The organism is Aquabacterium humicola (genome assembly GCF_030167915.1).
In the GTDB taxonomy this organism is placed as follows: Bacteria; Pseudomonadota; Gammaproteobacteria; order Burkholderiales; family Burkholderiaceae_C; genus Pseudaquabacterium; species Pseudaquabacterium humicola.
Map to the genome: position 1 here is coordinate 314,530 of NZ_JARGNB010000007.1, position 14,388 is coordinate 328,917.

Annotated in this window: 9 protein-coding genes; 6 read left to right on the top strand and 3 right to left on the bottom strand. The window is 73.7% G+C overall.

Annotated elements, in window-relative coordinates:
- Positions 1-53: 53 nt before the first annotated feature.
- The 4 genes from P1K89_RS26605 to P1K89_RS26620 all read left to right on the top strand — a co-directional run bounded on the left by P1K89_RS26605 (position 54) and on the right by P1K89_RS26620 (position 6,747).
- The gene (locus P1K89_RS26605) at positions 54-1,322 is read left to right on the top strand and encodes an HD-GYP domain-containing protein (RefSeq protein WP_284619561.1); all 1,269 of its coding nucleotides are present in this window, start codon (positions 54-56) and stop codon (positions 1,320-1,322) included.
- A gap of 92 nt (positions 1,323-1,414) precedes the next feature.
- Positions 1,415-1,675, top strand: a complete 261-nt coding sequence (locus P1K89_RS26610; protein ID WP_284619562.1) for a FeoA family protein — start codon at positions 1,415-1,417, stop codon at positions 1,673-1,675.
- Complete coding sequence (gene feoB, locus P1K89_RS26615; protein ID WP_284619563.1) at positions 1,672-3,552, top strand: ferrous iron transporter B; 1,881 nt, start codon at positions 1,672-1,674, stop codon at positions 3,550-3,552. Before P1K89_RS26610 ends, feoB begins: the two co-directional genes overlap by 4 nt.
- 774 nt (positions 3,553-4,326) lie before the next feature.
- Entirely contained in the window at positions 4,327-6,747 is a 2,421-nt protein-coding gene (locus tag P1K89_RS26620) for a TonB-dependent receptor (RefSeq protein ID WP_284619564.1), read from the top strand.
- Between the two features lie 2 nt (positions 6,748-6,749).
- On the opposite strand, the gene P1K89_RS26625 is transcribed toward P1K89_RS26620, so the two are convergent.
- On the bottom strand, positions 6,750-7,424 hold the full coding sequence (locus P1K89_RS26625) for a TetR/AcrR family transcriptional regulator (RefSeq protein WP_284619565.1): 675 nt from the start codon (positions 7,422-7,424) through the stop codon (positions 6,750-6,752).
- An 86-nt stretch (positions 7,425-7,510) separates the two neighbouring features.
- Here P1K89_RS26625 and P1K89_RS26630 point away from each other — a divergent pair, with 86 nt between their 5' ends.
- Together P1K89_RS26630 and P1K89_RS26635 are read left to right on the top strand one after the other, a co-directional pair.
- Complete coding sequence (locus P1K89_RS26630) at positions 7,511-8,887, top strand: D-arabinono-1,4-lactone oxidase (protein ID WP_284619566.1); 1,377 nt, start codon at positions 7,511-7,513, stop codon at positions 8,885-8,887.
- Between the two features lie 4 nt (positions 8,888-8,891).
- Complete coding sequence (locus tag P1K89_RS26635) at positions 8,892-10,157, top strand: alanine racemase (protein WP_284619567.1); 1,266 nt, start codon at positions 8,892-8,894, stop codon at positions 10,155-10,157.
- A 46-nt stretch (positions 10,158-10,203) separates the two neighbouring features.
- Here the strand turns inward: P1K89_RS26635 and P1K89_RS26640 are convergent, their stop codons facing one another.
- Both P1K89_RS26640 and P1K89_RS26645 read right to left on the bottom strand, forming a co-directional pair.
- A complete protein-coding gene (locus P1K89_RS26640; RefSeq protein WP_284619568.1) occupies positions 10,204-13,095 on the bottom strand; it encodes a CHAT domain-containing tetratricopeptide repeat protein in 2,892 nt (963 codons plus the stop codon).
- A 37-nt stretch (positions 13,096-13,132) separates the two neighbouring features.
- A complete protein-coding gene (locus tag P1K89_RS26645; RefSeq protein WP_284619569.1) occupies positions 13,133-14,215 on the bottom strand; it encodes an Lcl C-terminal domain-containing protein in 1,083 nt (360 codons plus the stop codon).
- Positions 14,216-14,388: the final 173 nt, after the last annotated feature.

Consider the following 14,388-nt stretch of genomic DNA (forward strand, 5'->3'; position numbering starts at 1 on the left):
GCGGCGCCAGCGGGCCGATGACGAAGGCATCCCCGTCCCTTCGGAGCGTCGTCATGACCCAAGCCGCGCAGGCCGCCTTCGGCACCGCGAACCCGCATGCCCTGGCCACCATCCTCGAGGCCAGCCAGACGAAGACCATCATCGCGTCGCGCGACATCTTCGACCTCTCCGGGACCAAGCTGTGGGCACGCGACCAGCCGGTGTCGGCCTCGCTGCAGCGCAAGCTGCTCGACCGCCAGCTGCGCAACCCGCTCGAGAGCTGCCTGATGGCCGAGGACGGCGTCACGACGCAGACCTTGCAGCAGGGCCTGCAGCAACTGGTCGACGGCACCACGCCGCTGGCCGCGCTGCTGCGGCCGCATGCCGCGCGCATCGCGCACGAGGTGCCGCAGCTGCCGCTGCACTCGGTGGTGCAGCTGCTGCTGACCGCCGGCCAGGCCTCGCGGCCCGAAGGTTTCGATCACGCGATGCAAGGCATGGCGCTGGCCGGCGCGTTGATGTGCGCGCAAGGCGGCTCGACCGCCGAGCTGCGCGTGGCGATGCTGTGCGGCCTGCTGCACGACCTGGGCGAGATGTACATCGCGCCGCACCACGGCGAAGCCGATGCCGACCGGGCGATGGACTTCCAGAGCTACCAGCACCTCGTCGTGCATCCGCACGTCGGCCAGCTGCTGGTCGCGCAGCTGACGAACTACCCGGCGGCGATCGCGCGCGCGATCGGCGAGCACCACGAGCGCCTCGACGGCTCGGGGTATCCGCACGGCCTGCAGCGCGAGGCGGTGTCGCCGCTGGGCCGGCTGGTCGCGGTGACCGAGGCCGCGCTGGCGGTGCTGCGCGGCGAGCGGCCGTGGCTGGCGCGCATCAGCGTCGCGCTGCGGGTGGTGCCGGGCGAGTTCGACCTCGGCTGGGTCGGCCGCATCGCCGAGGCCGCGCGCGCCGAGCCCGAGCTGCACCCGGCGCTGAAGACCGCCGACGTGCGCATGCGCCTGGCGCGCCTGGACGCGGCACTGAAGTCGGCGCTCGATGGCGTGGCCGAGGCGCGCCGCGAAACCACGGCGCCGGCGCTGGTCGAGGCGCTCGGCCTCGCGCAGCACCTGCTCGGCCGCCTGCGCACCGGCTGGTACGCCAGCGGCCTGTGGAGCGCCGATGCGCTGGCCAATGCCAGCGACACCGCGGAGGTCGAGGCGGTCGAGGACGAGCTGTTCTTCCGCCTGCAGGGCATCGAACGCGCGATGCGCCTGCGCGCCGGCAATACGCTGGCTGCGGCCGACGCGGCGCTGCTCGACCGGCTGTGCGGTGACCTGCAGGCCTACGCGCGCTGACGGCACCCGGGTGAACGGGGCCTGACGCGGGTCAAGCCAATGCGAATCATTCGCGTTTAATATGACGGGACCCTGCCTTCGGGTCCCGTCCCATGACCGCCACCGCCCCGCCGCTCACCCTCGCCGACCTCGCGCTGCACCGGCCCGCCACCGTGCGGGCCATCGCGCCGCCGCCGCATGCGCCCGAATGGGCGCAGCGCCTGGCCGAGATCGGCTTCATCGAAGGCGAGCCGGTGACGCTGATGGCGCGGGCGTGGCCGGGCCATGATCCGCTGGTCGTGCGCATCGGCGACTCCACCTTCGCGTTGCGCCGCGCCGAGGCCCGCTGCATCCGCGTGCTGACGCCGTCGTGACCAGCGCGGTCATCCACGTGCACCGGGGCGGCCCGCTGGTCGCGCTGGTGGGCAATCCGAACTGCGGCAAGACCGCGCTCTTCAACCGCCTGACCGGCAGCCACCAGAAGGTAGCGAACTACGCCGGCGTGACGGTCGAGCGCAAGGAGGGCCGGCTGCTCAGCGCGGCCGGCAAGGCGCTGCGCCTGCTCGACCTGCCGGGCGCCTACAGCCTGCATCCGCGCTCGCCCGACGAAGCGGTCACCGTCCAGGTGCTGCGCGGCCAGGCCACCGGCGAGAAACGGCCGGACCTCGTGGTCTGCGTCGTCGACGCGACCAACCTGCGCCGCAACCTGCGGCTGGTGCTGGCTGTGCGGCGGCTCGGGCTGCCCTGCGTGATCGCGCTGAACATGGTCGACCTCGCCGAACAGCGCGGGCTGCGCATCGACGAGCAGGCGCTGTCGCGCGAGCTCGGGCTGCCGGTGGTGCGGACGGTTGCGGTGCGCGGCGATGGCGCCGAAAGCCTGCGCGCGCTGCTGGACGATGCGGCGGTGTGGCGTGCCGCGGGTGCCGCCGCCGAGCGGCCCTCGGGTGATGCCGCCAGCGACCACGACACCGTGCGCGCGCTGCTGCAGCGCCTGCAACTCGACGACGCGGTGCCGCATGCCGCCAGCGACCGCCTCGACAAGCTGGTGCTGCACCCGGTGGCCGGCCCGCTGCTGCTGGGGATCGTGCTGTTCCTCGTCTTCCAGGCGGTCTTCGCGTGGGCCGAAGCGCCGATGGGTTGGATCGAAGCCGGCACCGCGTGGATGGGCACGGCAGTCGGCGGCGCCATGTCCGAAGGCTGGCTGCGCAGCCTGGTCGTCGACGGCCTGGTCGCCGGCGTCGGCGGCGTGCTGGTGTTCCTGCCGCAGATCCTGATCCTGTTCTTCTTCATCCTCGTGCTCGAGGAGTCGGGCTACCTTCCGCGCGCGGCCTTCCTGCTCGACCGGCTGATGGGCAGCGTCGGCCTGTCGGGGCGGTCGTTCATCCCGCTGCTGTCGAGCTTCGCCTGCGCGATACCCGGCATCCTGGCCGCGCGCACGATCGCCGATCCGCGCGACCGGCTGGTGACGATCCTGATCGCGCCGCTGATGACCTGCTCGGCGCGGCTGCCGGTCTACGCGCTGCTGATCGGCGCCTTCATCCCGCGCCGCGAGGTGCTGGGCGGCGTGGAGCTGCAGGGCCTGGTGCTGTTCGGCCTGTACCTCGCGGGCATCGCCGGCGCGATGGCGGTGGCCTGGGTGCTGAAGCACTTCACCGCGCGCGGCCAGGTGCGCACGCTGATGATGGAGCTGCCCGCCTACCACTGGCCGCGCCTGCGCAACATGGCGATCGGGCTGAAGCAGCGCGCCGTCATCTTCCTGCGCCGCGTCGGCGGCATCATCCTCGTGCTCACGGTGGCGCTGTGGGGGCTGGCCAGCTTCCCCGCGCCGCCGGCCGGCGCCACCGGCCCGGCGATCGAGTACAGCCTGGCCGGCACGCTGGGCCGCGGGCTGGCGGTGCTGTTCGAGCCGATCGGCTTCAACTGGCAGATCAGCATCGCGCTGGTGCCGGGGCTGGCCGCGCGCGAGGTCGCGGTCAGCGCGCTCGGCACGGTCTACGCGCTGGCCGCGACGGCCGAGAACGCCGGCGAGACGCTCGCGCCGATCATCGCGCAGCGCTGGAGCCTGGCCACCGCGCTGTCGCTGCTGGCCTGGTACGTGTTCGCGCCGCAATGCCTCAGCACGCTGGCGACGATCAAGCGCGAGACCGGCGGCTGGCGCGTGCCGCTGATCACCGCGGCCTACCTGTTCGCGCTGGCGTATGCCGCCGCCTTCGTCACCTACCGCACGGCGCTGTGGCTCGGGGCGGCGTGACCCGCTGATCGCACTGTCCGTTGCGGCCCGTCGCGGACCGTTGCGGACGTTCGCGTGGGGAAGCCGCTGTTCTTTGCACGGTGTGGAGCGCCCGAGCGGCTCGGGGTGCGGGCACGGCGGGCCGAGTCCGGCGGTCGGCCCCTGGGGGGCCGACTCCGTTGCGGTCCTCGGCCCGGGGCCGCGCCGTCCATTTAGCTTCGTTCGCTTCGCTCACTGCGCACAGCGCCGGCGAGTCAGTTGTCGATGCTCGCTTCGCTCGCCGGCCCCGGGCCTGCGGTCCTCACCGCCTCCCACGGCCCGCCGTGCCCGCACCCCGAGCCGCTCTCCTGCGAGGTGGTGGCATGCGGTCCTTCAAAGTCCTCGGTGGCTCGCAAAGGCGCGGGCGGGCAGGCCGCAGCGCGCGTGGGAGGCGCCGGGCTTGAGCGGTTCGGGGGCGGCGAGCGAAGCGAGCTTCGACAACTGACTCGCCGGCGCTGTGCGTAGCGAGCGCAGCGAGCGAAGCTAAATGGACGGCGCGCCCCCGAGCCGCTCAAGCCCGGGAAGTCGGCCCCCCAGGGGCCGACCGCCGGACTCGCGCGATGCGGCCTGCCCGCCCGCGCCTTTGTCGCTCTGCACATCGCCAGTCCATCGACCACCCACGCGAGCGTCCGCAACGGGCCGAGAACGGACGAAGCGAGCGTCATCGTGATCTGACCCGTGCATCGGGCGCGGGAAAGCCCTCGGTTCGAGTTAGATAGTCATCGCTATATTTCCTCCGAACGGAGGAGATTCGCCATGACCGCAATCCGACCGCGCCGCCGGCTGCTCCGGCGCACGGCGCTGGCTTCGCTCGCCCTGCTGTCGGGCGGGGGCGCCGCGCTGGCGCAGACCGCGCCCGCCGCCGAGCAGATCGTCGTCACCGCGCAAAGCCGCAGCCAGCAGGCGCAGACGGTGCCGATCACGATGCAGGTGCTGTCGCCCGACGAGGTGCGCAAGCTCGGCGCGGTGAACCTCGCCGACCTCAATGGCTACCTCCCGGGCCTGCAGATCGACAACACGCAACCGACGCAGCCCTTCGTGTCGCTGCGCGGCATCGCCAACGAGGACTTCCTGATCGGCACCGACAGCCCGATCGGCCTCTACGTCGATGGTGTCTACACCGGCAAGACCGGCGGTGCGCTGCTGAACTTCAACGACATCAAGCGCATCGAGCTGCTCAAGGGCCCGCAGGGCACGCTGTTCGGCCGCAACAGCGCGGGCGGCGCGATCTCGGTGATCACCAACGCGCCGGTCGCGAACTTCGCGGCCAACGGCCTGGTGCGCGTCGGCAACCACGGGGCGCGCCAGGCGCAGGCGATGCTGAACCAGCCGCTGGGCGAGAACCTGGCGCTGCGCGTGAGCGCGGTCGCGCAGCGCTCCGACGGCTGGGCACGCGACGCCGGCAGCGGCCAGCACGAAGGGGGCGACGACGCCTGGGGCACGCGGCTCGCGCTGCGCTGGAGCCTGGGCGACGCGACGAGCGCGACGCTGTCGTGGGAGCACGAGAAGCTGGACCAGCGCTCGCGCGCGGCCTTCGGCCTGCAGGCCGAGCCGCCAGTGGGTACGGCGCTGCCGTATCCGGTGGTCCCGGCGCGTTACCTCGATCCGTTCAAGGCACCGCTCTACAACGACATGCCGGACAGCCGCGAGGCGCGCGAGTTCGACGGCGCGACGCTGCGTTTCCAGCACACGCTGCCGTGGGCGGAGTTCACGTCGACCACCGCGTGGCGGCGCTTCGATGCGCTGAACCGCCAGGACAACGACGGCACGCGGCGCGCCGAGACCTTCCTGGCCACCGCGAACATCGAGGACAGCACCACCTGGCAGCAGGAGTTCCGACTGGCCGGCAAGCAAGGCGCGTTCGACTGGGTGGCGGGCCTGAGCTTCTTCGGCGAGCGCGCGTCGCAGACCAGCGAGATCCTCACCAACACCACGGCGCTCGATGCCCTGTTCGGCAACGTCGCCGGGCTGCCGGCCTTCAGCACGGTGAACATGCTGACGCAGCTGCTCGGCGTCCCCGGCATCGACCTGCTCGGCCTGCCGTGGACCGAGGCGATGCACAACCGCGCGCGCAACCGCGCCGCGGCGCTGTACGGCGACGTGATCTGGCAATGGACGCCGGCGACGCGCGTCACCGGCGGCCTGCGTTTCACGCGCGACCAGAAGCGCTTCTCGTGGTCGAGCCCGCCGCGCACCGCGACCGGCCTCGATGCGCAGCTCGATGCGCTGGCCGCCGGGGGCTTCTTCGACGGCCTGGTTGCCGCCGACGTGATGACACCGGACGAGGCGGCCGCGCTGCAGGCGCTGCTGCGCAACAGCCAGCTGCTCGACAGCCGCGGCGCCGAGGCGCGGCCGGTGGAGGTGCAAAAACGCTGGACCGATGCCAGCCCGCGCCTGGTGATCGACCACCGCCTGCATCCGGACTGGATGGCCTACGCGTCGTGGACGCGCGGCTACCAGGCCGGCGGCTTCAACGGCCTGCAGGTCAACGGCCGCTACGAGCCCGAGAAGGTGGTCAATGTCGAGTTGGGTCTCAAGGGCGGCTGGCCGCGGGCCGGCGTGCAGCTGAACGCGTCGCTGTTCCGCTACCGCTTCACCAACCTGCAGCAGCTCAACCTCGTGCCCTCGGGCAACCAGGCCGGCATCCCGGCGTACCAGGTGACGGTCAGCGACCAGCAGGCGACCGGCCTCGATGTCGAGGCCCAGTGGACGCCCAGCCGCGACTGGCGGCTCTTCGCCAGCGGCGAGTGGCTGGACCAGACCTACCGCCGCCACACCGCGCTGGACGGCAGCGATGCCGGCGGCCAGCCGGCGGGCGCACCGCGCTTCTCGGGGGCCGCCGGTGTCGAAGGGCGCTGGCCGCTCGCGGGCGGGCAGCTCTCGGCGCGGCTGTCGGCGGCCTATGTCGGTGCCCGGCGCTGCAACACCGACCTCGCGCTGCAGGGCGCGTGCAATACAACGCCGGCCTTCCGTGTCGGCGGCCCGCGCGAGCGGCTCGATGCGCGCATCGGCTGGGACTCGTCGGACGGCCGCTTCGGCATCGGCGTGGTGGCCAACAACCTGCTCGACAAGCGCTACGTGTCGCGGCTGTGGACGCTGGCCGACGGCCTGGGCGCGCACTTCGTGACGCTGACGCCGCCGCGCAGCGTGCTCCTGGAACTGCGGGCGTCCCTGTGAACTCAGGTCTTGCGCAACGCGACGATCTGGCTGCCGATCATCGCGGCCAGCGTGGTGCCCACCGCCTGCGCATCGAGCGCCGGGTCGTCGAACAGCATCTCGGTCGTCGCGTAGGCGGCCTCGACCGCCAGGCGTGCCAGCACGCGTACATGCGATCGGTCGGCCTGCGGCCAGGCGCTCATGAAGGCGTCCTCGATCAGCCCGGTGACATGGCGATGCGAGCCGATGCGCACCTCCTGCAGCGCCGGCACCGCGCGCAGCGCACGGGTGATCCACACGCCGCCGGGCACCTGCTGCGTCAGCTCCAGCGTCTGCGCGAACAGCACCAGCACGCTGCGCTCGAAGTCGGCGCGCGCCAGCTTCATCGTCGCCGGCGTGGCCCAGGCAGCGAGCAGGTCGTTCTGCACCGCCATCAGCCGCTCGCCGAGCTCTCGCAGCAGCGCGTACTTGTTCGGGAAGTAGCGGTACAGCGCCGGCGGCGTCAGCCCGGCGCGCTCGCAGACCAGGTTGGTCGACAGGCGCTCGATGCCGACTTCGCCGAGCAGCTCGGCGGTGACGGCGAGGATGCGCTCGAAGGTGTCGAGCGCACGCTCCTGGCGCGGCCGTGCCTTGGCCTCGAGGTCGGGGCCGGCGGGCGAGGGGGCCGGCGCGCTGCGGCGGGTGCGGGTGGTGGGCATGGTGCGGCGCCTATTGTCGCGGCCCGGGGCCACACGAGAAAGCTAGTTATAGCTATTGAACATGACCGATGGCCCGGGAGGCTGCGATGACGCGCCGCCGCGGATTCCTGGCGGGTCTCGGCGCGGCAGGGGTTGCCGCCGGCCTGCGGCCGGACCTCGCCGGTGCCACCCCCACCGCCACGCCACCCGCCGCGCCGCGCTGGCGCAACTGGTCCGGCCTCGAACACTGCCAGCCGCGCGCCTATGTCGCCCCCGCCGACGAGGGCGCTTTGGCCGAGCTGCTCCAGCGCGGCGCCGCACCGCTGCGCTGCGTCGGCGCCGGGCATTCGTTCAGCGCGCTGGTGCCGAGCGAAGGCACGGTGCTGGCGCTCGACCACTTCGCCGGGCTGCGGCGCGTCGATGCCGGCGCGGGCCTGGCGAGCGTCGGCGCGGGCACCCGGCTGTCGCTGGTCTCGCAGGCGCTGCACGACCAGGGCCTCGCGCTGCAGAACCTGCCCGACATCGACGTGCAGACGCTCGCCGGCGCCTGCGCCACCGGCACGCACGGCACCGGCGCGAGCCTGCCCGCGCTGCATGCGCAGCTCGATGCGCTGACCCTCGTCACCGCGCGCGGCGAACGCCTGACCTGCAGCCGCAGCGAACGCCCCGAGCTCTTCGCCGCCGCGCAGGTCTCGCTCGGCGCGCTGGGCGTGATCAGCGAGATGACGCTGCGCGTGCGGCCGCGCTTCGTGCTGAAGCGCCGCGTCTGGCTGCGGCCGATCGCCGCGCTGCTCGACGAAGCGCCCGCGCTGGCCGCGAAGCACCGCCACTTCGAGTGTTACCTGCTGCCGTTCACCGGCGTCGGCGCGGTGATCGTGCACGACGAAGTGAACGAAGCGCCGGCGCCACGCGGCCATTCGGCCGACGAGGACGTGCTGAAGGACTTGAAGCGCCTGCGCGACTGGGCCGGCCGCTTCCCGAAGCTGCGCCGCTGGCTTGCGGCCAAGCTGATCGACCTGGACCAGCGCGAGGAGGCCACCGACTGGTCGTGGAAGCTGCTGTCCACCGTGCGGCCGACGCTCTTCAACGAAAGCGAGGCGCACGTGCCGCGCGAAGCGGGCCTCGCCTGCCTGCGCGATGCGCTGGCGGCGATCGAGCGCCACGACGAGGCCTTCTTCCCGCTGGAATTCCGGTACATCCGGGGCGACGACGCCTGGCTGTCGCCTTTCCACCGCCGCGACAGCTGCTCGATCGCCGTGCACGCGGCGGCCGACGAGCCGTGGCAATACCTCGTGAAAGACGTGGGCCAGGTCTTTCGCAAGCATGGTGGCCGGCCGCACTGGGGCAAGCTGCATGACCGCTCGGCGGCCGAGCTGGCGGCGCTGTACCCGCGCTGGCGCGACTTCCAGGCGCTGAGGCGCGAGCTCGATCCGCAGGGGCGCTTGTTGAATCCGTACCTGCGGCGACTCTTCGAAGGGAGCTGAGACCATGGCGATGTCGCGCCGGACCTGGCTGATCGGCGGCACGGCCGCGGGGCTCGTCGCCGCCGGACTGGCGCGGCCGGGCGACCGCGGCGGCGCGCACGACGCTTACTTTGCGGGCCTGGCGAAAGCCCTCGCACCGCTGCCCGCGCAGCCCACGCTGGTGATCGACCGCGCGCGCCTGAAGGCCAATCTCGCCGCGATCCGCCAGCAGGCCAGGCACCCGCTGCGCGTCGTCGTCAAGTCGCTGCCCTCGCTCGGTTTGATCGACGCCGCGCTCGCCGACTGGCGCAGCGACCGCGCGATGGTCTTCAACGCGCCGCAGCTGGCGCTGGTGGCCACCGAACGCCCAGCCGTGAAGATGCTGCTCGGCAAGCCGCTGCCGGCGTCCGCGGCGGCCTGGGTGCTGGACAACGTGCCCGCCGAGCGCCGCGCGCCCGAGCGCATCGAGTGGCTGGTCGACAGTGCCGAGCGGCTGGCGGAGTACCGCGCACTGGCGCGGGCGAAGAACCTGCCGCTGCGCATCAATCTCGAGATCGACGTCGGCCTGCACCGCGGCGGTGTCGAGGACGAAGCGGCGCTGGCACCGCTGCTCGAGCTGATCCGCGGCGAGCCGCTGCTGCGCTTCGCCGGCCTGATGGGCTACGACGCGCACCTCGCCGCGATCCCCGACCTGCCCGGCGCGCGCAGCGGCGCGCAGGCCGAGGCCGCCCGGCGTTATGCCGCGCTGCTGGCGCTGGCCAGGCAGCGGCTCGGACCCCCGGCCGGGCCCTGGACGCTGAACGCCGCCGGCTCGCCCACCTTCCACCTGCACGACGCCTCGAGCAGCGCGAACGAGCTGTCGGTCGGCTCGGCGGCCGTCAAGCCCGCCGACTTCGACAAGCCCTCGCTCGCCGCGCTGCAGCCGGCGGCCTTCATCGCCACGCCGGTGCTGAAGGACCTCGGCGACTTCCGGCTGCCGCGGGGTGTCGAGTGGATCGCCGGCGCCGCGCGCGCGTGGGACGTCAACCAGCGCCGCGCGTTCGCGATGCACGGCGGCCACTGGCTGGCCGATCCGGCGTCGCCGCCGGGCGTTCAGCCCAGCGGCCTCTACGGCCCGTCGTCGAACCAGCAGGTACTGGTGGCGTCGCCGTCCACCGCGCTGAAGCCCGGCGACTGGCTGTTCCTGCGCCCGCGCCAGAGCGAAGCGGTGCTGCTGCAGTTCGGCGACCTGGTGGTGGTCGACGAGGGCCGCATCGTCGACCGCTGGCCGGTGTTCCCGGCGTCCGCCTGAGCGAGCGCCGCTGCGCGGGCGGCCGGAGCTGGCGGCCGCGCGCCGTTCAGCCCGGACCCACCAGCACGAACGGCGCCCAGAAGCGCGGGTGCGACCAGCGGCGGTCACGCGCCAGTTCCCGCTTGGTGTCGGCCAGCGCCTGCGCCGCCGGCTGGCCCTTCTGCAACCGGGCGAACAGGCGGGTGACGAAGCTGACGGTCGCCTCGTCGTCGACCGCCCACAACGTCAGCACCGTGTTGACGTTGCCGGCGACGAAGAGCGCGAACGGCAGCCCCATCACGCCTTCGCCGCCCACCACGCGGCCGAGCGCGGTCTCGCAGGCCGACAGCACCGCGACGTCGCTGCGCAGGTCGTAGGCCGGCCACTCGGCCGCGGTGACATAGCCATCGGCCTGCGGCGTGCGGCGCGTCAGCCCCAGCACGATGGCCGAGAGCGCGGGTTGCTCGTGCGAGACGTAGCCGTGCGCGCTGAGCAGCAGGTAGCGGTACCCGCGCAAGGCGCCCGCCGCGTTCAGCGCCTGCAGCTGCTGCTCGGTGGCCTGCTCGCCCAGGTAGACGCTGCTGGCGCCGGGGAACAGCCGGGCCACCGCCTTGACCTCGCGCTCGGTGCCCGGCAGCGGCTCCCACAGGCCGTCCAGCTGCTCCAGGCCCACCAGACCCACCTGGCCCACCAAGCCCCTCAGCGCGGGCGCCAGGCCCGCGCGCCGGCGCTCGCGCACGCGCTCGGGCACCGGGCGGTATTGCGCGTGGCCCATCGCCAGCAGCGCGCGCCGCGGTCCGGCCTGCTCGTACTGCGCCTGCAGCTCGCGGCCGAGCGCGAACACCGACAGCGACTGCGTCAGGTGCACGTCGGCGACGTCGAGCACCGTGCGGTGCGCGCCGCCGAAGGGCAGCAGTTCGAAGGGCAGCAGCGCCAGCGGCCCGTCGGGCGAGATGATCCAGCGGCGCCGGCCCAGCAGGCGCTGCTCCAGCGGCAGCAGCAGCCGTTGCCCGAGCAGGCCGTTGACCTGCGTGGCATCGGTCAATTCGACGGCGCCGGGCGGCGGTGCCTGCGCGGCCGGCCGCAGCACGAAGCCGCCGTTGGCGAGGCGCCAGGCGCGCTGCCCGTCGGCCGCCAGCGCCAGCGCGAGCGGCCCGTTGCGCTCGGCGCCGCGGCGCGCGATCGTCACCAGCTGCGCCAGGTTCGGGATCGCGCCGAGGTCGACGAAGGCCGGCACGCCGTCGGGCCCGACCAGCCAGGCGCAGACCCAGTCCTTGTCGACGAGGTAGCTGATCGCGATGGCGTCCGCCGGCACCAGGCCCGGCAGTCGCGCGGCGTCGACGACGCGCACGTCGCTCAGCCGGGCGTACTTCGGGTGGCGATCGCGCAGCGCCGCCTGCAGGGTCTCGAGCTGCCGCACCAGCGCCAGCCGCGACGGCTCCAGCGCCTGCCGGGCTTCGAGCGTCGGTGCCAGCGCGAGGCGCTGGTCGAGCTCGCCCAGCTGCCGCACCAGCGCGTCCAGTGCGGCCCGGTCGGCGGGCGGCAGCACGCCGGCGCGCGCGGCCCGCTGGGCCGTCATGCCGTCGAGCAGCGAGCGCGCCTTGCCGAGCTCGGCCAGTCGCCAGCCGCGGGGCGTGTCGCCGTCGAGCGCGTTGAACACCGAGAACAGCCGGTAGACCTGCGCATGGCTCGCGAAGAGCGCACGCCGGTCCTCCGCCGCCAGGCCGGGCAGCGTGCGCTGGTGCTCGGCGCCGTCGACGTAGCGGTCGGTCAGCCGCGTCGCCTCCCGCATGCGGCCTGCGAGCGCCAGCTCGAAGGCCAGCGCGCCGATGGCCGCCAGCGTGGCCGGGTGCTGCGGTCCGTGCAGCTCGGTCGACAGCGCCAGCTGCCGTTCGCGCAGCGGCAGCGCCTCGGCCGGGCGTCCGGTGGCGCGCAGCAGGTCCGCCAGCAGGTCCAGGGCGGCGAGCGAGGTCGGATGGCGCTCGCCGAGCGCCTGGCCGGTGAGCGTGCGGGCGCGCTCGGCCAAGGCCAGCGCCTCCGGCAGCCGGCCCAGCGACTGCAGGTCGCCGGCGAGGTTGAGCATCGCGCCCAGCGTGTCCGGATGCCGCTCGCCGCGTGCCGCGGTGCGCGCCTTCAGCACCTTCTCGTGCAGCGCCGCGGCCTCGTCATGGCGGCCCAGCGCCGCGTAGGTGCCGCCGAGGTTGTTCATCGCGATGAGCGTCACGTCGGCGCGCTCGCCCTGGCTGCGCTCGAACTGCCGCAGCACCTGCTGCTCGAACTCGGCCGCGTCCTCGAAGCGCCCGAGCCGACGGTAGGTGGACGCGAGGTTGCCCATCGCGACCAGCGTGTCGGGGTGGTTCTCGAAGCGCAGCCGGCGGCCCAGCGCCAGCGCCTGCTGCTCGAGCGCCAGCGCCTCGCCGAAGCGGCCGGCGTTGGTGTAGCGGTTGGCCAGCGTGGTCATCGCGTCGAGCGCCGGTAGCGACTCGTGGCCGCGTACTTCGCGGGCCAGGGCCAGCGCCCGTTCCGACCAGCCGATTGCGTCGTCGCCGCGGCCGCTGAGCTGCAGCAGCTGCGCGAGCCGGCCCATCGCGGCCAGCGTGTCCGGATGGCCGCGCTCGAGCGCCACCAGCGAGCGTTCCGCCGTGCGCTCGGCCAGCGGCAGGGCCTCGCCGATGCGGCCGAGCGCCAGGTAGACGTCGGCGAGGTCGCCCATCAGGCCCAGCGTCTGCGGGTCGTCGTCGCCGTGCGCGCGCCGCATCGTGTCGACCTCGCGCTCGAGCAGCGCTGCGGCGGTGCGATGGTCGCCGCGCTGCTGCGCTTCCTGCGCCTGGCGCTGCCGCACCGGATCGGGCTCGGCCGCCAGCGCCGGCGCGAGCGGCCCGCCGAGCGCCGCGGCGAACAACAGCGCCCGCAGCGCCCGCAGCGCCCGCAGCGCCCGCAGCGCGTGCAGCGCGCGCACCGCATGCAGCGGGCGGCGTTGCCGTCGCCCCGCGCGCTCAGGGCGCATCGCGCACATAGATCGTCTGCGCGAACAGTTCCTCCGGCCGCCCGAGCACCGGCGATTCGACGCGCTGGCGGTCCACGCCATAACGCCAGACCAGGTTGCCGCCGGCGCGCGACCGCGTCCAGACGGTGTCGAACATGATCTCGATGAACGACGGGTTGACGAGGTGGCCGCAGCCCTTGGCGGCGATCGTGTCCAGCTCCTCCACCGACGCCAGGCGCCATGCGCTGCGCCGCCGCGGCGCGCTGCGCGGCACCTCCATCGCGCTGGCCCAGGTCTGCGACGGCAGCACCATCGCCTTGTCGCAAGTGCCGCCCGGGCCCACCCACAGCGCCGGGCAACGGAACCAGACCAGCGAGGTCTTCGCATCGACGATCTCGAGCTCGCTGACCGTGAAGCGGTCGCGCTCGAGCAGCGGGTCGTCGCAGCCGGACGATGAGGCCGCGGACGCGGCATCGCGTTGCGCGGATTGCGTCGCGGCGGGGGGCCGGCCGGTGCCGATGCCCAGCGGCGCGGCCGGACGCCGCGGGTACAGCGAGACCAGCGTGATGCGGCCCGCCGTGTCCGTCTCGAACAGGGCGCCGTGCCCCGAGGGCAGCTCGTACAGGTGCTGGCGCCGGATGCGTTCCTCGGCGGCCCGCCGGGCCGCGTCGGACAGGCCGGCCGGCACGCCGGGCCGGCCGGGTTCGCCGAGCAGGGCCTTGAGCCGGGCCGCATCGTCCCCGAGCCGCAGGCCGCCGACCGCGCCGGCGAAGGGCGGCTGCAGCACGATCATCCTGGCCAGGCCGTCGCGGTTGAAGAGCACCGTGACGCCCGTGCCCGGCACGCGCAGCACCTGCTCGCCGCGGTCCTCGCCCGAGTTGCTCAGGTAGGGCTGCGGCGGCACGGTGGTGCCCAGGCCCGCCTGCACGCGGGCCACCGGGTCGCCCAGCGTGATCGGCAAGCCGGCGATCGGGCCCGCCGCCGGTGCCGCCGGCGCGGGCGACGGGTCTGCCGCGGCGGACGGGCCCGCCGCGAGCGCACACCCCGCCAGCACCAGCGTCAGAAAAACCGCCGCGCGCCTCGTCCGTGCCATCGTCGCCTCCGCTGCGTTACGGATGCCAGTAAGCGATTGTGCGCCGGGCGCCCGCAGGGCCGGGGGGCGTTCCAGGCGCTTCCCGCACGGCGCCTCGTCGCGTTCCACGGGTCGAACCCAAGGGATAACCCTGTGATGCCGACGCCACGCTGTGCACCGTCCAGCCGGTCGCG